Annotated in this window: 19 protein-coding genes; 13 read left to right on the forward strand and 6 right to left on the reverse strand. The window is 68.9% G+C overall.

Features of this window, described 5'->3' with window-relative positions; genetic code table 11:
• Positions 1–93: 93 nt before the first annotated feature.
• A complete protein-coding gene (locus tag ACZ2IA_RS01670; protein ID WP_470290816.1) occupies positions 94–888 on the reverse strand; it encodes an alpha/beta fold hydrolase in 795 nt (264 codons plus the stop codon).
• Positions 889–1,119: 231 nt separating this feature from the next.
• Here ACZ2IA_RS01670 and ACZ2IA_RS01675 point away from each other — a divergent pair, with 231 nt between their 5' ends.
• From ACZ2IA_RS01675 to fabG, 13 genes are read left to right on the forward strand one after another with little or no spacing between them, the layout of a single operon-like run.
• Entirely contained in the window at positions 1,120–1,377 is a 258-nt protein-coding gene (locus ACZ2IA_RS01675; protein WP_470290817.1) for a phosphopantetheine-binding protein, read from the forward strand.
• Positions 1,377–2,033: a COG4648 family protein gene (locus ACZ2IA_RS01680; protein WP_470290818.1), complete on the forward strand. Its 657-nt coding sequence runs from the start codon at positions 1,377–1,379 to the stop codon at positions 2,031–2,033. Before ACZ2IA_RS01675 ends, ACZ2IA_RS01680 begins: the two co-directional genes overlap by 1 nt.
• Positions 2,033–3,382, forward strand: coding sequence for an AMP-binding protein (locus tag ACZ2IA_RS01685; protein ID WP_470290819.1), 1,350 nt, complete (start codon positions 2,033–2,035; stop codon positions 3,380–3,382). Before ACZ2IA_RS01680 ends, ACZ2IA_RS01685 begins: the two co-directional genes overlap by 1 nt.
• Complete coding sequence (locus ACZ2IA_RS01690) at positions 3,375–3,689, forward strand: ApeI family dehydratase (RefSeq protein WP_470290820.1); 315 nt, start codon at positions 3,375–3,377, stop codon at positions 3,687–3,689. The genes ACZ2IA_RS01685 and ACZ2IA_RS01690 overlap by 8 nt, the downstream gene beginning before the upstream one ends.
• A complete protein-coding gene (locus ACZ2IA_RS01695) occupies positions 3,686–4,594 on the forward strand; it encodes a lysophospholipid acyltransferase family protein (protein WP_470290821.1) in 909 nt (302 codons plus the stop codon). Before ACZ2IA_RS01690 ends, ACZ2IA_RS01695 begins: the two co-directional genes overlap by 4 nt.
• Positions 4,584–5,153: a LolA-related protein gene (locus ACZ2IA_RS01700; protein WP_470290822.1), complete on the forward strand. Its 570-nt coding sequence runs from the start codon at positions 4,584–4,586 to the stop codon at positions 5,151–5,153. Before ACZ2IA_RS01695 ends, ACZ2IA_RS01700 begins: the two co-directional genes overlap by 11 nt.
• A complete protein-coding gene (locus ACZ2IA_RS01705) occupies positions 5,150–7,507 on the forward strand; it encodes an MMPL family transporter (protein ID WP_470290823.1) in 2,358 nt (785 codons plus the stop codon). Before ACZ2IA_RS01700 ends, ACZ2IA_RS01705 begins: the two co-directional genes overlap by 4 nt.
• A complete protein-coding gene (locus ACZ2IA_RS01710; protein WP_470290824.1) occupies positions 7,494–8,198 on the forward strand; it encodes an alpha/beta hydrolase in 705 nt (234 codons plus the stop codon). Before ACZ2IA_RS01705 ends, ACZ2IA_RS01710 begins: the two co-directional genes overlap by 14 nt.
• A complete protein-coding gene (locus ACZ2IA_RS01715; protein WP_470290825.1) occupies positions 8,195–9,040 on the forward strand; it encodes a polysaccharide deacetylase family protein in 846 nt (281 codons plus the stop codon). The genes ACZ2IA_RS01710 and ACZ2IA_RS01715 overlap by 4 nt, the downstream gene beginning before the upstream one ends.
• Before the next feature lie 14 nt (positions 9,041–9,054).
• Entirely contained in the window at positions 9,055–10,260 is a 1,206-nt protein-coding gene (locus ACZ2IA_RS01720; protein WP_470290826.1) for a beta-ketoacyl-[acyl-carrier-protein] synthase family protein, read from the forward strand.
• Entirely contained in the window at positions 10,257–11,057 is an 801-nt protein-coding gene (locus ACZ2IA_RS01725) for a beta-ketoacyl synthase chain length factor (protein WP_470290827.1), read from the forward strand. Before ACZ2IA_RS01720 ends, ACZ2IA_RS01725 begins: the two co-directional genes overlap by 4 nt.
• A complete protein-coding gene (locus tag ACZ2IA_RS01730) occupies positions 11,048–11,509 on the forward strand; it encodes a hotdog family protein (protein WP_470290828.1) in 462 nt (153 codons plus the stop codon). Before ACZ2IA_RS01725 ends, ACZ2IA_RS01730 begins: the two co-directional genes overlap by 10 nt.
• A complete protein-coding gene (gene fabG, locus ACZ2IA_RS01735) occupies positions 11,506–12,225 on the forward strand; it encodes a 3-oxoacyl-ACP reductase FabG (RefSeq protein WP_470290829.1) in 720 nt (239 codons plus the stop codon). The genes ACZ2IA_RS01730 and fabG overlap by 4 nt, the downstream gene beginning before the upstream one ends.
• Here fabG and ACZ2IA_RS01740 read toward each other — a convergent pair.
• The 5 genes from ACZ2IA_RS01740 to ACZ2IA_RS01760 form a co-directional block, all read right to left on the reverse strand.
• Positions 12,206–12,973, reverse strand: coding sequence for a glycosyltransferase family 2 protein (locus ACZ2IA_RS01740; RefSeq protein ID WP_470290830.1), 768 nt, complete (start codon positions 12,971–12,973; stop codon positions 12,206–12,208). The two genes, fabG and ACZ2IA_RS01740, sit on opposite strands and share 20 nt — an antisense overlap.
• Positions 12,970–13,755: a lysophospholipid acyltransferase family protein gene (locus ACZ2IA_RS01745; RefSeq protein WP_470290831.1), complete on the reverse strand. Its 786-nt coding sequence runs from the start codon at positions 13,753–13,755 to the stop codon at positions 12,970–12,972. The genes ACZ2IA_RS01740 and ACZ2IA_RS01745 overlap by 4 nt, the downstream gene beginning before the upstream one ends.
• Positions 13,752–14,759: a chorismate transformation FkbO/Hyg5 family protein gene (locus ACZ2IA_RS01750; RefSeq protein WP_470290832.1), complete on the reverse strand. Its 1,008-nt coding sequence runs from the start codon at positions 14,757–14,759 to the stop codon at positions 13,752–13,754. The genes ACZ2IA_RS01745 and ACZ2IA_RS01750 overlap by 4 nt, the downstream gene beginning before the upstream one ends.
• A gap of 398 nt (positions 14,760–15,157) precedes the next feature.
• The gene (locus ACZ2IA_RS01755; protein WP_470290833.1) at positions 15,158–15,424 is read right to left on the reverse strand and encodes a CBU_0592 family membrane protein; all 267 of its coding nucleotides are present in this window, start codon (positions 15,422–15,424) and stop codon (positions 15,158–15,160) included.
• A 66-nt stretch (positions 15,425–15,490) separates the two neighbouring features.
• On the reverse strand, positions 15,491–16,459 hold a 969-nt coding region (locus tag ACZ2IA_RS01760), incomplete at its 5' end, for a GMC oxidoreductase (protein WP_470290834.1).

Genomic DNA, 16,459 nt, shown 5'->3' on the forward strand with positions numbered 1-16,459 from the left:
ACGCCCCGGCAGGCCGGGGCGTTTCGCTTTTCAGAGGCGGGCTCACTGCGGGCAAGGGCGGCTTCGTCGAATGCCTACGAACCGACCCCGGAATCACTCAAGGGGCATCGCCCCTAGCTGGGCCGCGTGTGACGGCAAGGCATCCTGGCTAGCGAGAGCCGGTCCGAGCGGACCTTGCAGCAAGCTGCGCCACAGAGACTGCCAAGTGGCCCAGTCATGCCCGCCATCCCTATCGATCACGAGGGTGGGGGCGCCGATCCGGGCGAGCAATTGCTGATCGGCCGCGTAGCGGTCCTGCCGGCCGTAGGCGAGGTAAAAGGCGGGCCTAGCATCGCTGGCACGGCGCGCGGCCCATTGCCAGGCTTCGCGGCTGCGTCGGTCGATGGCGAGCAGCGGCGGCGGGCTTGCCAGCCAGCTTTGCAGCCCTTGTTTTCGCAAGTCCTGCAGTGGGGCGTCGCGCCCCAGAAACGGGGCGATCAGGACGACGCCGCTGATTTGCTGCGGGTGTTCGCGCGCGTAGAGCATACAGCCCATGCCGCCCAGCGAAATGCCAACCAGCCAGATGTTCCGGTAACCTTGGCGGCGCGCGGGAAGGACGATGTCGTCGTTAAGGCGTTCGACCAATTCGCCACTCAAGTAATAGCCGGCGTGGCTGCCGACGCTGATCACGTCGGCCTTGATCGCATGCTGCCTGAGTTCGCCGATGAAGCCCTCGCGGTCGAAGTCGCCCATTTCATCGCGAATGCCGGGCAGCATCACCAGCAGCGTGTCGCCGCGCTCGGTGGTTTGGCCGCTGTAGTGACTGCTCGGGATCGGCCTTTGCAGCCGCCCGTAGCATCCGCTCAGTATGATGAGGGCGAGCAGCAGGGTGAGGCGGGACAGTGGCATGGCATGTCCTCGGTGGCGGCGTCTTCCCGATATAGCAAAGCTGCGCGCCGTGCGCTGTGCCGGTCTTGCCGGCGCGGGAAGGGGCCATGTCCCGGGTTTTTGGCCTTAAGGTTCGCGATGCGTCGCCGGGCTTACCGCCGCGGGCATTGCCCGAACACCGGGAAATCTATTAAAATCAACGGTTTTCGCCGCCGAGCAGTTTCGGCGGCGTTCGTTTGTGGAGTAAGCGTGATGTCTGAACTTGAACTGGAAGTGGCCGGCCTGATCGTCGAGGCCCTGAATCTGGAAACGGCCGCGGCGGAAATCGACCCGGCCTCGCCGCTCTACGGCGAGGGCCTGGGGCTCGATTCGATCGACATTCTCGAAATCGCCCTGGTGGTGTCCAAGCGCTATGGCTTCCAGCTGCGCTCGGACAGCGAAGACAATGTGCGCATCTTCGCGTCGCTCTCCAACCTGTCCGCGCATATCGCCGCTCACCGCACCTGCTGATGAAGTGGCGCGTGCCCGTGCTGGCGGGGGGCTTCGCCGGCTATCTGCTGCTCTCGCACTGGGTGCTGGGCGCCCCCGAACGGCAAGCACTGCTCGGCGTGTTGCTGGCCCTCGTACCGCCGCTCGCCGCGGTGCTGCTAATGTGCCTGGCCGCCGGCCGGCGAGGGCTCGCACTAGCGATACCACTGCTGGTCGCCACCCTCGTCTGGCACCGGCTGGACTGGTTCACCGGGCATTTTCCCTTGCTGTATTTCCTGCAGGACGCCGGCACCCAGTTCGCGCTGGCGCTGATGTTCGGGCGCACCCTGCTGCCCGGACAAACACCGCTGTGCAGCCAGATCGCGAGGCTGATCCACGGCGAACTGGACGAGGCGCTCACCCGCTACACCCGTCGGGTCACAGAGGCCTGGACACTGTTCTTCGTGGCGATGACCTCGGTATCGACGCTGCTGTTTTTCACGGCATCGCTGGCGACCTGGTCGGCCTTCAGCAATCTGCTGGTCTTCCCGCTCACGGGCCTGATGTTCCTGATCGAATTCGCGCTACGCCTGAAGGCCCTGCCGCAATGGCGCGACCAGCTGCGCTTTACCGACACCTTCCGCGCCTACCGCCTCCTCAACCGGGGCGGCTCGGGTGACGTTGGCCGAGAATCCTGATGGAAACACCGATCCTCTACCCGCTGATCGCGCACGACGACGCGACCCAGCCGCTAGCGCGCTTTGCCGGCCAGGAGCGCAGCGCCGGCCAGTTTCTTGCCGACGTCGCAAGCTTGGCCAAGCAGCTGCCCGAATGTGACGCGCTGCTCAACGCCTGCCAGAACCGCTACCTGTTCGCGGTGGCGCTGGGCGCCTGCGCGTTGCGCGGCACGCTCTGCCTGCTGCCGGCCTCGCACAGCCCCGAAACCATCCGCCAGCTCGCGGCGGATTACCCGGCGCTCGGCTGCCTGAGCGATCAGCCCGACAACGGCATCGCGCTGCCAACGCTGCCGATCGACGAGAGCCTGCTAGCCGCGCCGGGCACCAGCCACTGGCCACCGCCGAGCCTGCCGGCCAGGCAGCGCATCGCGCGCGTGTTCACCTCGGGCTCAACCGGACGACCGCAGGGTCACGACAAGTACTGGGGCGCGCTGGTGGAAACCACCCGTGCCGGCGTGGAGAGCCTCGGGCTCACGCCCGGTTTTTCGCTGCTAGGCACGGTGCCGGCCCAGCATATGTACGGGCTGGAATCGACTCTGCTGCTGCCGCTGTTGGGCGGCGGCCTGCTCTGCGACGAGCGGCCCTTCTATCCAGCCGACATCCAGGCCGCGCTGGCCGGCCTGCCGGCACCGCGCGTGCTGGTATCCACGCCCTTCCACCTGCGCACCTTGCTCGAGAGCGACCTGGCGGTGCCGGAACTGGCGCTGCTCACCAGCGCGACCGCGCCACTCTCGGGAGAACTGGCCGGCCAACTGGAGAGCCAGTTCGAGGCGCCGTTGCTGGAAATCTACGGCAGCACCGAAACCGGCCAGCTCGCCACACGGCGCAGCGCGCTCACCGAATTGTGGGAATGCTTGCCGGGGGTGGAATTGCAACCGGCCGGCGCCGAGCGAGCCGTCGCCCGCGGCGGCCACGTGTGGCAGGCGCAGCCACTCAACGACCGGCTGGAACTATGCGGCGCGCGGCACTTCCGCCTGCTCGGGCGCACCGCCGACCTGATCAATGTGGCCGGCAAGCGCAGCTCGCTGAGCTATCTCACCCAACAGTTGCTGGCGATCCCCGGCGTGGTAGACGGCGTGTTCTTTCTGCCCGAGGAAGGGAGCGCCGGCACCGTGACCCGCCTCGCCGCGCTGGTGGTCGCGCCCAAGCTTACGCGCGCGGCGTTGCTGGCGGCGCTGCGCCAACGTATCGACGCGGCCTTTCTGCCACGCCCGCTGAAATTCGTGGCGGGGCTGCCGCGCAATGCCACCGGCAAGCTGCCGCTGGACATGCTGCGCGCCGCCTTGGACGAGCCTGCTACCGATGACTGACAGCCTGTCGCTATCGCTGACCATCCCGGCCGACCACCCGGCCTTTCCCGGCCATTTCCCGGCACGACCCATCCTGCCCGGCGCCGCACTGCTCGATCGGGTGGTGCTGGCGCTCGAAGAAACGCTGGCGCTGTCGCCCGGCGCGCTGATACTGATTTCGGGCAAATTCCTCGCCGCGGTCGGGCCGGGCAGCCAACTGCAACTGCATGCCGCCCCCGGACGCGCGGACAGCTGGCGCTGCACGCTGAGCGATGCGACCGGACTGACCGTCGCGCAATGCGAAGTGCGCTTCGGGGTGTCGGCGTGAAAGCGGCGGACGCCGAGTGGGCGAATCGCGCCGAGCGCGGTTCGACCTTCTGGCTCTCCGTGATGCGCCATCTGGCGCTGCGCCTCGGGCGCGCGCCGGCGCGCCTGCTGCTCTACCCGATCACGCTGTATTTCCTGCTGTTCGCCGGCCAGGCCGGCGCGGCTTCGCGCAACTATCTGGCCCGGCTGTTCGGCCGTCCGCCGCGCCTCGCCGAGCGCTGGCAGCATTTCTTCAGCTTTGCGTCGACCGTGCTCGACCGGCTCTATCTGCTGAACGACCGTGACGAGCTGTTCGAGATCGAGATCGAAGGGCGCGAGCTGGTCGAGGCGGCCATGGCCCACGGCGACGGCGTGTTCCTCTTGGGCTCCCACCTGGGCAGCTTTGAGGCACTGCGTGCCGCCGGGCGCTGGTACTCCGGCCTGCGCGTGACGCTGGTGATGTACCCCGACAACGCCCGTCAGATCCACGCCGCGCTCGCCGCGATCAACCCGGCCTTGCAAAATACGATCGTACCGCTCGGCCAACTCGACTCGATGCTCGAGGTCAAGGCGCGCCTGGAAGAAGGCGACCTCGTCGGCATGCTCGGCGACCGCAGCCCGCGCCAGGAGGCGATGGCGCGTCGCCCGCTGCTAGGCGGCGACGCGGCGTTCCCGCTTGGGCCACTGCGCCTCGCCGCGCTGATGCGCCGCCCGGTACTGTTCATGTGCGGGCTCTATCTAGGCGGCAACCGCTATCGCCTGCACTTTTCCGAACTCGCCGACTTTTCCGCGCAGGAGCGCGGCGGGCGCGAGGCAGCGGTGCAAACGGCGCTGTCCGACTACGTGACGCGACTCGAACAGCAGTGCCGCTCGGCGCCGTACAACTGGTTCAATTTCTACGATTTCTGGGCTGACCATGCTGACTAAACTGCGTTTCCTGGCCGTCTTCCTGCTGCTGCCGCTGGCGGCCCACGCGGCCGAGTTCGACCTCGGCCAGCTGCTCGGCCAACTGGCGCAGACCCGGTCGGTGCGCGCCACCTTTACCGAAAAACAGTACCTCGGCCTCATCGACAAGCCGCTGGAATCGTCCGGCGAGCTCGCCTACGCGGCGCCCGGCCATCTGGAAAAACGCACGCTGCAGCCTAAGGCCGAGGCGCTGCTGCTCGACGGCGGCACGCTCACCATCGAGCGCGGCGGGCGCCGCCACGTGCTGAAACTGCAGGACTACCCCGAGGTGGCTGCCTTCATCGACAGCATCCGCGCGACGCTGGCCGGCGACCGCCGCGCGCTCGAGGCCGCCTACCGCACCGAGCTGGACGGACGCTTCGAGCGCTGGACGCTGCAGCTGACCCCGCTGTCGAGCAAGATGCTGGCCAAGGTCAGCCGCGTGCGCATCAACGGGGTGCGCGCCGACCTGCGCCAGATCGAGATCGTCCAGGCCGACGGCGACCGTTCGGTGATGAACATCGACAAGGCGGCCCCGTGAGGCAAGCCGGAGCGGTGAAGCCGCGCCGCGCGCTGATCATCGGGCTGTGGCTGCTGGCGATGGTGATCGGCACGGCGTTGCTGGCGCGCGCCCGTTTCAGTGCCGACATGTCGGCCTTTTTGCCGGCGGCGCCGTCGGCCGAACAGCAGATCCTGGTCGACCAGCTCAAGGACGGCACGGTGTCGCGGCTGATGCTGGTTGGCATCGAGGGGGGCAGCGCCGAGGCGCGCGCGGCGCTGTCGCAGGGACTTGCGGCGCGGCTGCGAGCACGCTGCGAATTTGCCGGCGTCAGCAACGGCGAGGCCGGCAGCTTCGAGCGCGAGCGGGCGCTGCTGTTCGGCGCGCGCTATCTGCTCAGCCCGGCCGTGACTCCCGAGCACTTTAGCGAGGCCGGCTTGCACACGGCGATCGGCGACAGCATCGCTGCACTGGCGCTGCCTTCCGGCGCCTGGCTGAAGACGCTGCTGCCGGCCGATCCGAGCGGCGAAACGCTGCAGCTGCTCGAGGTCCTCTCCAGCCGCGACAGCGCTCCGCTCAACGAAGGCGTGTGGAGTTCGCGCGACGGTGCGCGCGCACTGCTAATGGCCTACACCCGTGCCGCCGGCTCGGATACCGACGCCCAGGAAGCCGCCATCGCGCTATTGAAGTCCGATTTCGCCGCGGCCCGCGCCGAACTGCTCAAGCGTTACCCCATGCTGGAACAGAGCCGCCTGCTGCTGTCCGGCCCCGGCGTGTTCGGCGTGGAAGCGCGCGAGCGCATCCGCGACGAGGCGCTGCGTTTCTCGCTGCTAGGCACGCTGATCATCGTCACGCTGCTGTGGACGGTGTACCGCTCGGGGCGTGCGCTGCTCTTAGGGCTCGTGCCGGTCGCGAGCGGTGCGCTCGCCGGCGTGGTGGCGGTAAGCCTAGGCTTCGGCGTGGTGCACGGCATCACGCTGGGCTTCGGCATCACGCTGATCGGCGAGGCGGTCGACTACTCGATCTATCTGTTCATCCAGTCCCGCTCGGCCGGCGCGGCGGCGGAAGACGAGTGGCTGCGACGCTTCTGGCCGACCGTGCGCCTCGGCGTGCTGACCTCGGTATGCGGTTTCGCCGCGCTGTTGTTTTCCGGTTTTCCCGGCCTGGCCCAGCTCGGTCTGTATTCGATCGCCGGCCTCGTCGTCGCGGCGCTGGTGACCCGTTTCGTATTGCCGCTGCTGCTGCCGGCTGGCTTTGCCGTGCGCGACCTGAGCGCGCTCGGCGACTGCCTGGAGCGCGTAGCGCTGCGGCCCCTGCGCCGCTTGCGTCTCTTGGTGCCCCTGCTCGCCTTGTCGGCCGCGGCGGTACTGTTGTGGCACCACGAGCAGTTGTGGAACCGCGAACTGGCCGCGCTCAGCCCGGTGCCGGCTCAGCAACAGGCTCTCGACACCATCCTGCGAGCCGAACTAGGGGCGCCCGACGTGCGCTATCTGGCCGTGCTCAGCGGCGCCGACCGCGAGGCGGTGCTGCGCCAGACCGAGCTATTGACGCCCCGGCTGGACAGCCTGGTGGCGAAGGGACTGCTGGACGGCTACGAGAGCCCGAGCCGCTACCTGCCGAGCCGCGTCACCCAAGAAGCCCGCCGCGCCAGCCTGCCCGACGAGGCCACCTTGCGTGCCCGCCTGAAGACGGCGCTGAGCGGCCTGCCGATCCAGCCGGCACGTCTGGAACCGTTCGTCGCGGCGGTGGAGACCGCGCATCGGGCACCCTTGCTCACGCCGGCGAGTTACCGGGGCACTTCGCTGGCGCTGTTGCTGGATGGCCTGCTGATCGACCGCCCCGGCCAGAGCCTGGCGCTGCTGCCGCTGCGCGCGCCTGAGGGCGGCATCGACGGCGCCGCGCTCGGGAGGGCGCTGGCCGGTCAGCCCTTGCGCCTGGTGGATCTGAAAACCGCGTCCAACCAGCTGTACGCCGCCTATCTGGACGAGGCGCTCAAGCTGGTGGCCTGTGGCATGCTGGCGATCGTGCTGATGCTGGCGCTGGCCTTGCGATCCGCTGCCAAGCTGTGGCGGGTTCTCATGCCGCTCTTGGCGGCGGTGCTGGTGGTGAGCGCCGGCCACGTGCTGGCCGGCGTGGCACTCAGCCTGCTGCATCTGGTCGGCCTCTTGCTACTGGTCGCGATCGGCTCGAACTACGCGCTGTTCTTTGTCGGCAGCGAGCGTTCGGCGAGCCTGCTGCTTTCGCTGCTGGTGGCCAACGCCACCGCGCTGGCAGGCTTCGGCCTCCTGGCCTTCTCGAGCGTGCCGGTGCTCGCCGCGCTGGGCGGGACGGCCGGGCCGGGAGCGCTGTTGGCCCTGTTGTTCTCCGTGATGCTGGATCGCCATGAGCCCGCCTGACTGGCCTCTGCCACCGCCGGCGGACGACGCACTGTTCTTTCCGGCCAGCGCCCCCCGCCCGTGCAGCCCGCTCGTGGTGCTGCTGCCGGGCGCCTACGGCCGGCCGCAGGATTTCGTCGAGCAGGGTTTTGTCTCTGCGCTGGCGGCGCGCCATCTGCAGGTCGCGCTGCTGGTCTTGCCGCTCGACCCCTTCACCGTGACCCAGGGGACGGCGCTGACCGGCCTCAAACAGGCGCTCGCGCCGTGGCGGATGCGCTACGCGCGGATCTGGCTGGCCGGCATTTCTCTCGGCGCCCTGCTGGTGCTGGCGCAGTTGGCCGAGGCGCCCGCCGGCATCGCGGGTGCCTTGGCGCTGACGCCTTATCTCGGCAACCGCGCGCTGGAAAAAGAAATCAACGCAGCCGGCTCGCCGGCCGCCTGGGCGGCGCTGCAAACGCCGTGCTGGGACGCGTGCGAACTGGAAAAGCGCGTCTGGTACTGGCTGGCCCAGGGCGGGGCACAGCGCCTGCCGGTGAGCCTGGGGCTCGCGCACGAAGACCGTTTCTATTCCAGCCAGGCGCTGGCCGAGACCTGTTGGCCGGCCGGGCGGCGTTTCACCCTGTCGGGCGGGCATGACTGGCCCGCGTGGCGCGCGCTGTGGACGTTGTGGCTAGAGCGGGTGAACTTTGGCGATAGTGAGGCGAATCGATGAACAAGACCTGGCGGCCCACGCCACTGATTACCGCCTCGCTGGCACTGCACGCCGGCACGGCGGGCGCCTTGCTGTGGCAACCCGGCGCGTGGCCGTGGTGGCTGGGCGGCCTGGTGGCCGACCACGCCTTGCTCACCGCAGCCGGCCTGTGGCCGAGGAGCCGCCTGCTCGGCCCGAATTGGGCGCGCCTACCCCAGGACGCCGCCGCGCGCTTTGAGGTCGCGATCACCATCGACGACGGCCCCGATCCAGAGGTCACCCCGCGCGTTCTCGACCTGCTCGACGAAGCCGGCGCGCGCGCGACCTTCTTCTGCATCGGCACACAGGCGCGGCGCCACCCGGCCCTATGCCGCGAAATCATCGCGCGCGGCCATGCGGTGGAAAACCACAGCCAGCACCATCACCACAGTTTCTCATTGCGCGGCCCGTGGGCACTCGCACGCGAAGTGGACGCCGCGCAAGCCACGTTGGCCGAGATCACCGGAACGGCGCCGCGCTTTTTCCGCGCGCCGGCCGGGCTGCGCAATCCCTTTCTCGAGCCGGTGCTGCACCGCCGCGGCCTGAGGCTGGCGAGCTGGACGCGGCGCGCGTTCGACACCCGCCAGAGCGACCCGGCGCGGGTGCTGGCCACGCTGAGCCGGGGCCTGGCAGCGGGCGACATCCTGCTGCTGCACGACGCCCACGCCGCGCGCACGCCGGCCGGCCGGCCGGTGATTCTGGCGGTACTGCCCGACCTGCTCGCGGCGATCCGCCGCCTGGGTCTCAACACCGTCACGCTGGCCGAAGCGTCGCGCCCCGCCCAGCCCCTCGCCAGCGGAGCGCTGGCCGATTTTCAATCTTGATGGAGGGAAGAGTCATGCAAGCCTTGCATCTCTCCTGTTTTACCGCGGCGAGCTGTCTGGGGACGGGCCTGGCGCCCACGCTGGCCGCGCTCGCCGCCAATCGCAGCGGCCTTGCGCCCTGCGCGTTCGAAACCGTCGAACTCGCCACGCATGTCGGCGAAGTCAAGGCGGTCGACGACTACCGGCTGCCGGCAGAACTCGCCGATTACGACTGCCGCAACAACCGCCTGGCGCTCTTGGCGCTCGAACAGGACGGCTTTGCCGAAGCGGTACGAAGCGCCGCGGCGCGTTACGGCGCGGGTCGTGTCGGCGTCTTCCTCGGCACCAGTACCGCCGGCATCCTGGAAACCGAGCAGGCCTACCGCGCGCTCGACGAGGCCGGGGATTTCGTGCGGCCGCCGGTCTATCACGGCAGTCACACCCCCTACGCGCTGGCCGAGGTGGTCTCGCGCTACCTGGGCCTGTCCGGCCCGGCCTTCGTCGTGTCGACCGCCTGCTCGTCGGGCGCCAAGGTGTTCGCCAGCGCGGCGCGGCTGATCGCCGCCGGCCTCATCGACGCGGCGGTAGTCGGCGGCATCGACAGTCTGTGCCTGACGACGCTGCACGGGTTCAATTCGCTCGAACTGGTGTCGCCCGAACCCTGCCGCCCGTACGACGCGGCGCGGCGCGGCATCTCGATCGGCGAGGCGGCGGCCTTCGCGCTGCTCGAGCGCCCGGCGGGAGCGCTGCCGCCCGACGCCGTGCTCTTGGCCGGGGTCGGCGAATCGAGCGACGCCTACCACATGTCCTCGCCGCACCCGGAGGGACGCGGCGCCTATGCCGCGATGCGTGCGGCGCTCGAGAGTGCCGGCCTCTGTGCGGGCGACGTCGATTACCTCAACCTGCACGGCACCGCAACGCCGAGCAACGATGCCGCCGAGGGCCTGGCGGTGATGCGCCTGTTCGGCCGCGACGTGCCGATGAGTTCGACCAAGGGCGCCACCGGCCATACGCTGGGCGCGGCCGGCGCGCTCGAAGTCGTGATCGGCGCGCTCGCGCTGCAGCACGGCCTGATTCCCGGCAGCCCGTGCAGCGAAACGCTCGATGCGGCGCTCGATCTCGACTATGTGTTCACTCCGCGTGCGCAGGCGCTCGGGGTGGTGATGAGCAATTCCTTCGGCTTCGGCGGCAGCAACGCCAGCGTGGTGCTGCGCCGGGCCGATGCAAAGGGGCACGCATGAGTACGCTGTCTGCCTATCTGGACGGGGTCGGCGCGGTCGGCCCCGGTTTCGACAACTGGCCCCAGCTCGCCGCCCGGCTGCGCGGCGACGAGCCTTGGCAGGCGGCGCCGACGCAACTGCCGGCGCCGCAGGCGCTGCCGCCGGCCGAACGGCGGCGCGTCGGCAAGCCGGTGCGCCTCGCTCTCGCGCTCGGTTTCGAGGCCGCCGCGATGGCCGGCTCGGAGACCACGGAACTCGCTACGGTGTTCACCGCCTCGGGCGGCGACGGCGACAATATGCACGCGCTGTGCACAATGTTGGCCGAGCCCGAGCGGCTGGTGTCGCCGACCCGCTTCACCAACTCCGTGCACAACGGGCCGGCCGGTTACTGGGGCATCGCCGCGCAAGCCGTGGCGCCGTGCAATGTGCTGAGCGCCTCCGACGCCAGCTTCGCGATGGGCCTTCTCGAAGCGATCGGCACATTGCGGGGCGAGGCGCGCAAGGTGCTCTTGATCGCCTACGACACGCCTTACCCGGGGCCGCTCGCCCGGCTGCGCCCGCTGCCCGATTCGTGTGGCGTCGCGCTCTTGCTCAGCCCAGAACGCACCGAGCGTTCTCTTGCGCGTATCGAAGTGACCGTCGATGCCGCACCTTGCGGCAACACGGGCTTGGCCGAGCTCGATGAGCTGGGCCGCTCGGCGCCGGCGCTGCGCGCCATGCCGCTGTTGGCGGCGCTGGCGCGCGGACAGGGCACGCGCTGCGCTCTGGAAACGCCGACAGGTTTCCCGCTTGCCGTGGAGCTGCAGCCATGCGTCTGAGCCACGCCGAAATCGCCCAGCGCATCCCGCACCGGGGGGCGATGTGCCTGCTCTCCGAGATGACGCACTGGGATGAAAACCGCATCGTCTGCCGCGCCGACAGCCACCGGCTCGCCGACAATCCGCTGCGCCAGCAGGGCCGACTCGGCGCCGCCTGCGCGATCGAGTACGCCGCGCAGGCGATGGCGCTGCACGGCGCGCTGCTGGCCGGCTTTGAGGAGGCGCCGCGCGCCGGTTACCTGACCAGCGTGCGCGAGGTGCGGCTGGCGGTCGCGACGCTGGACGACGTAGCGGCCGAGCTGGACATCGAAGTCGAACGGCTGATGGGCGACGAGAACAATGTGATGTACCGCTTCACGGTCAGTGCGGCGGGGCAGGAACTGGCCTGCGGTCGCGCCGCGGTGCGGCTCGACGCCGCGCGCCATCTGGACGACAAGGGAGCACAAGCATGAAACGCGCACTGGTAACCGGGGGCAGCGGCGGCATCGGCGCGGCGATCTGCCGGAAGTTGGCCGAACAGGGCCACGAGGTGCTGATCCACGCCAACAGCAATCTGGACAGGGCCGAGGCGCTGGCGGCCGAACTTCGCGAAGAGGGCTTGGCTGCACGCGCGCTGGCGTTCGATGTCACGTCGCCCGAAGAAAGCGCGGCGGCGCTGGAAGCGTTGCTCGAAGAGGGACCGATCCAGATCCTGGTGAACAACGCCGGCGTGCACGACGATGCGGTGCTGCCGGGGATGCGTGCCGAGCAATGGCACCGCGTGCTCGACGTGTCGCTGAACGGCTTCTTCCACGTCACCCAGCCCTTGCTGTTGCCGATGATCCGCACCCGCTGGGGGCGCATCGTCAATATCGGCTCGGTTGCGGGCCTGGCCGGCAACCGCGGCCAGGTCAACTACGCGGCGGCCAAGGCCGGCCTGCACGGCGCGACCAAGGCGCTGGCGCTGGAAGTGGCCAGCCGCGGCATCACGGTGAACGCGGTCGCGCCGGGGCTGATCGATACAGGAATGACGGAGGGCGCGTTCGATCCGGACTTCATCCGCGAGATGATCCCGATGCAGCGCGCCGGCCGTCCCGAGGAGGTGGCGGCGCTGGTGGCCTTCCTGTGTTCGGACGACGCCGGCTACATTTCCGGCCAGGTGATGTCGGTCAACGGCGCGTTTTACTGAAAAGCCGCCGCATGAGCAGCAGCGGCAGGCGCAGCAAGAAGCCCGCGAACAAGCGGCTGTGCATGCCGGTGAGCAAGAGGTTGTCGCGCAGATAGTTGAAGTGCGATACCCCCCCCTCGCTCGCTTCGAAATAGCGCACCGGGCAGGGCAGGTTCACCGGGCGCACCCCGCGCCAGCACAGCCGCACCGCGGCTTCCGGGTCGAAATCGAAGCGGCGCATCCAGCGCTGCTTTTTCATCACCGCAACCAGTGGCACCACCGGGTAGACGCGAAAGCCGAACAACGAGTCGCCGATGCCCATCCACAGCGTTTCCAGGTTGGCCCAGCCGTTCGACACCTTGCGCCCGCGCACGCGCAGTTTTGGCGCGTTCGCGTCGAACTGCGGCACGCCCAGCACCATTGCGTCCGGCTCGGCGATCGAGCGTGCCATGAAGGCGGGAATCGCCGCGGCCGGATGCTGGCCATCCGAATCCATCGTCAGCGCGTGGCTGAAACCGGCGGCCTCGGCCAACGTCAGGCCGTAGAGCACCGCCGCGCCCTTGCCGCGGTTCTGGGGCAACACCTCCACGCGCAGCCCCGGGTCCTCTGCAGCCATCGCCATGAGACCCTCCGCGCTACCGTCGGTGCTGCCGTCGACGATCACCCACACCGGGTTCCACTGTTCGCGCGCGGCGCGCACCGTGTCATAGACCTTGGGGCCGGGATTGTAGCTGGGGATCAGCACCAGATGGCTAGAAGAAGGTGTCATTCGGGATTCGCAGGGTGGGCCGGCTGGGGGGTCAGCGCGCCGGCGATGTGCTGCTCGATCGCGCGGGTCAGCGCGCGGCTGTCGGACTCTGGGGCGAAGCGCTCGCCCAGCCGGACACGGAAGCGTATCGGCAACAAAGGGGTTTTCAGGGCCGGCCAGCCCTTGGACAAATAGGGCGAGTCGGTTTCGATGATCAGCGTCTGCACCGCCACGCCGGCGCGCCGGGCGATCAGCGCGGCGGTCGGCGCGAATGGACTCACCGGGTGGTGGCGGCTGCGGCCGCCCTCGGGAAACAGCAAGAGCTGGCCGCCGCTTTGCAGCTCGCGACTGGCGGCGAGCACCATAGCCAGCGGCGCGTCGTTGCGGATATAGCCGGCCAGGCGCGCACCCGCGCCGAACAGCGGGTTGTCGAGCAGGCTGGCCTTCATGATGCACGCGACATTCGGCAGGCGCGAGATCAACAACGGCGCGTCGAGCAGGCCGGGGTGGTTGGCCACCAGCACCAGCGGGCCGGCGTCGCCGAGGCTGTCGAGCGCATCCAGCTCGAATCGGCAGGCGCCGAGCGCGGAAAGCAACCAGAGATACAGCCGGAAACCGCGCATCGCCACCCAGCGACCGAGCGGCCGGCCGCGCCGGGCGGTCAGCACCAGGCGCAGCGGCAGCGCGATCACGCTCCACGAGAGGCAGATCAGCACCAGGAACAGCCAGCCTAGCGCCAGGCGCAGCACGTCGTACGGGCGGCGCAGCAGGTCGGGCAGGGGCAGAGGCAGGCGGCGGATCATGGCAGGCGCACCAGCGGATGGCCGGCCGAGGCTTCGATTTCGACCAAGAGGTCGGCGCGGCAGACGTCGGCCTTGAGGTAGACGGCATTAAGCATAGCGCCGATTTCGGAGGCGAGCAGCGCAGCGACCAGCGGCTGATGCTCGGGGTGGCGCAGGTAGACGGTGTAGTGCAACGCCTCGAGCGCGAAATCGGCCTCGGGCAGGCGGCGGCGCGCTTCGTCCAGCAACACGCTGATATTGCGGAGCGTTTCGCGGGTCTGCTCGGCGACGTCGCCCGGATGCATTGTTTGATGACCGACGATGCTCGCCGTGCCGGACAGCCACAGTTGCGGCCGGCCATCCAGCCAGGACACGCAGGCTCGCGCGAAGGTCGGCGCGCGCGGACCATAGTCGCTCGGATAGTCGTAGGCGCTGACCTGGCGCGGATTCTCGATCGCGAGCGCCGGCTCGCGCCCGGCCAGCACCGCCACGACCAGCGGCCCGCGCTGGCTGCCCAGCGCACAGGCGGCCGGCACTGCGGAGCTGACGCTGCGGCCGGCTTCGGCAAACGCCTGCTGGCGTCCGTAATTGAACTGGCGGTAGCGCTCCAGCCCCGCTTCCTCGCCGTGGATGTCGGCCAGATAGTTCCAGAAGCGCCACGGCGCGGCATAGCCCTCTTTCTCCAACAGCTCGAACAGCGCACGGTAGGCGACGCGGCTGGCCTCGCGCAGCGGCGAGGCAAACTCGCCGTAGGCGCTTTCTTCGACGCTCAGCGCGGCGAACAGGCAGTCGGGACGACGCCACAGGCAGAGTGCGCCCGTTTGGGCGCGTTCTACCGGTAGCCCGCTGGCAAACAGGCTAAACAGCGGAAGATCGGCCCGGGGGACGCCGAGCCGGGCGAGGGCCACTTCGGGCAAGCCGATCTCGCTGGCCGGGCCATAGCACAGTCCACCGAGCAGCGCGGTCGGCGCATCGGGCGGGCAGGAAGTCCAGACGAGTTCGAGCGGGGCGTGTTCGGTTAGCATAGTGGGCGAGCGATCTGCAAAAGAAAATCCGCTGATCAATGAGCCATTGAATCAGCGGATTATCGAACGGCTTGCGGGGGCAGGAATTCGAATCATACGACCTTCGGCCTATAGGTTCCGATGGCTCTTCGAGACGGCCGATCCTAGCAGCGCAAACGGGTCGTATTTTCTGGGCGCCGCGGACTGCTGTCAAGCCTAGGCCTAATGAGTCGCAAGAAAGCCGCATGGGGGAAGCGAGGGGAGGCTCGGTTTCCCCGCCTCTCGCCGTCAGACGCTCGGGCTACGCGACACTTCTGCGCCTGTCGGTGCTCGGCGGCCAAGCCTACCTGATGATGGAAAAGAAGCTGTAACTGCGTCGTTCCACGTGAAACGCCCCGGCATGCCGGGGCGTTTTGTTTTCACGGGCGACTCGCCGCCGCCAGCGCGAGGTGCTGCCTGCGCCGCCACGCCCGCCACCAGCCGAAGAAGGTGACCAGCAGCCAGGTGCACTGCGTGACGAACGACGCCAGATTGAAGCTGTGCGACAGCGACACCAGGATGCACGCCGGCCCCAGCACGTTGAGCGCGAAGTAACGCGGGCTCTCCGGGCTCCAGCCCATTAGCTGGACACCGAAATACGCGGCGAGGTAGACGACCACGCCGATCAAACCGATCAGGTCATACATGATGAAAACCACAGCAAGGGTGCAGAGACCGGGGCGCCCACGCGCCCCGGGACAGGCCGGCCAGGCCTACTTGGCCATGGTCAACTCCGTCAGCGGTCGACCGCCGGCCTGCCGGTTCTGCGCCTTGTAGTACGGTGCGGTCGAACGCGCCAGCGGCGCGCGGCCGCGGATCGCGTCGGCGAGCTTCTCGGCCATCATGATCGTCGGCGCGTTCAGGTTCCCCGTGATGATGCGCGGCATGATCGACGCGTCGACCACGCGCAAGCCCGTGAGTCCGTGCACGCGGCCCTCGCCGTCGACCACCGCCGTCGGGTCGGACGCGTCACCCATCTTGCAGGTACACGACGGGTGCAGCGCGGTCTCGGCGTGTTCCTTCACGAATGCGTCGATCTCGGCGTCGCTCTGGATCATCATCCCCGGCTTGATCTCGCGGCCGCGGAACTGGTCCATCGCCTGCTGCGCGATGATCTCGCGCGTAATCCGCACGCCGGCGCGGAACTCGCGCCAGTCGACGTCGTGCGCCATGTAGTTGAACAGCAACCGCGGCTTGACGCGCGGGTCGCGGCTGGCGAGTTTGACGAAGCCGGTGCTCGGCGAGCGCATCGAGCCGACGTGGCACTGGAAGCCGTGGCTCTGCACCGGGTTGCTGCCGTCGTAGTTCATCGCGAGCGGAATGAAGTGGTACTGCAGGTTCGGCCACGCGAACTCGTCGCTGCTGCGGATGAAGCCGCCGGCCTCGAAGTGGTTGCTGGCGCCGATGCCGGTGCCGTTCAAATACCACTCGATGCCGATCGCCGGCTTGTTCCACCACTTCAGCGATGGGTACAGCGACACCGGCTGCGTGCACTCGTACTGCAAATACATCTCGAGATGGTCCTGCAGGTTCTCGCCGACGCCCTTCAGGTCGATCACAGGTGCGATGCCGAGCGCGCGCAGCTCGTCGGCGTTGCCGACTCCGGAGCGCAGCAGCAGCTGCGGCGACGCGATCGCGCCGTTGGACACGATCACCTCGCGGCTGGCGCGCGCCTCGCGCGG

This window comes from Crenobacter sp. CS_VA4, assembly GCF_055597485.1.

Excerpts from the sequence above, each read along its gene's own strand:
- ACZ2IA_RS01670 (WP_470290816.1), bottom strand. The coding sequence starts at position 888 with ATGCCACTGTCCCGCCTCACCCTGCTGCTCGCCCTCATCATACTGAGC.
- ACZ2IA_RS01675 (WP_470290817.1), top strand. The coding sequence starts at position 1,120 with ATGTCTGAACTTGAACTGGAAGTGGCCGGCCTGATCGTCGAGGCCCTG.
- ACZ2IA_RS01680 (WP_470290818.1), top strand. The coding sequence starts at position 1,377 with ATGAAGTGGCGCGTGCCCGTGCTGGCGGGGGGCTTCGCCGGCTATCTG.
- ACZ2IA_RS01685 (WP_470290819.1), top strand. The coding sequence starts at position 2,033 with ATGGAAACACCGATCCTCTACCCGCTGATCGCGCACGACGACGCGACC.
- ACZ2IA_RS01690 (WP_470290820.1), top strand. The coding sequence starts at position 3,375 with ATGACTGACAGCCTGTCGCTATCGCTGACCATCCCGGCCGACCACCCG.
- ACZ2IA_RS01700 (WP_470290822.1), top strand. The coding sequence starts at position 4,584 with ATGCTGACTAAACTGCGTTTCCTGGCCGTCTTCCTGCTGCTGCCGCTG.
- ACZ2IA_RS01710 (WP_470290824.1), top strand. The coding sequence starts at position 7,494 with ATGAGCCCGCCTGACTGGCCTCTGCCACCGCCGGCGGACGACGCACTG.
- ACZ2IA_RS01715 (WP_470290825.1), top strand. The coding sequence starts at position 8,195 with ATGAACAAGACCTGGCGGCCCACGCCACTGATTACCGCCTCGCTGGCA.
- ACZ2IA_RS01720 (WP_470290826.1), top strand. The coding sequence starts at position 9,055 with ATGCAAGCCTTGCATCTCTCCTGTTTTACCGCGGCGAGCTGTCTGGGG.
- ACZ2IA_RS01725 (WP_470290827.1), top strand. The coding sequence starts at position 10,257 with ATGAGTACGCTGTCTGCCTATCTGGACGGGGTCGGCGCGGTCGGCCCC.
- ACZ2IA_RS01730 (WP_470290828.1), top strand. The coding sequence starts at position 11,048 with ATGCGTCTGAGCCACGCCGAAATCGCCCAGCGCATCCCGCACCGGGGG.
- fabG (WP_470290829.1), top strand. The coding sequence starts at position 11,506 with ATGAAACGCGCACTGGTAACCGGGGGCAGCGGCGGCATCGGCGCGGCG.
- ACZ2IA_RS01740 (WP_470290830.1), bottom strand. The coding sequence starts at position 12,973 with ATGACACCTTCTTCTAGCCATCTGGTGCTGATCCCCAGCTACAATCCC.
- ACZ2IA_RS01745 (WP_470290831.1), bottom strand. The coding sequence starts at position 13,755 with ATGATCCGCCGCCTGCCTCTGCCCCTGCCCGACCTGCTGCGCCGCCCG.
- ACZ2IA_RS01750 (WP_470290832.1), bottom strand. The coding sequence starts at position 14,759 with ATGCTAACCGAACACGCCCCGCTCGAACTCGTCTGGACTTCCTGCCCG.
- ACZ2IA_RS01755 (WP_470290833.1), bottom strand. The coding sequence starts at position 15,424 with ATGTATGACCTGATCGGTTTGATCGGCGTGGTCGTCTACCTCGCCGCG.